At 43.7% G+C, this 412-nt stretch carries 1 pseudogene; it reads right to left on the bottom strand.

Annotated features, from left to right (window positions below):
* Positions 1–412, bottom strand: a pseudogene (locus tag AB5935_RS25955) (SusC/RagA family TonB-linked outer membrane protein); the annotation flags it as partial.

Here is a 412-nt window from a genome sequence, read left to right as displayed (position 1 = left end):
TCCGGCTGATGCGCCCCAGAAGAAGTTCCAGCGATTCTTGGGCAAGAATTTCGAAGAGCCGTCGTAGCGAGCATTCACTTCTACCATATATCTTGACTTATAGTTGTAATTCAAGCGACCGAAATAAGAGAGAATAGCTTCCTCCCAACGGTCTACCTTGTCTATGTAGATTTGTCCTTTACCGTTAAGCGATTCGATTGCCGCTTCCACGTCCATTGCTTTGGTACCGCTATAATCGTAAGCGGCATAGTCATATTGCACACCTCCCATAAGCGATATGTCGTGAGCCTCATCAAATAATTTCTTATAAGTGAGAAAAGCTGATGCCGTGTAATTATCGGTACGTGCAGAGCTTTTAGTATACGATGATTTTTCTTTTGCAGGATAGGGAGAGTTCTCGTTTTGAATCGGT

It is taken from the genome of Phocaeicola sp. RTP21198st1_B8_RTP21198_201120 (assembly GCF_040929485.1).
Classification (GTDB): domain Bacteria; phylum Bacteroidota; class Bacteroidia; order Bacteroidales; family Bacteroidaceae; genus Phocaeicola; species Phocaeicola dorei.
The sequence above is the reverse complement of the archived record's forward strand: the minus strand, read 5'-3'. Positions and strand labels throughout refer to the sequence as shown.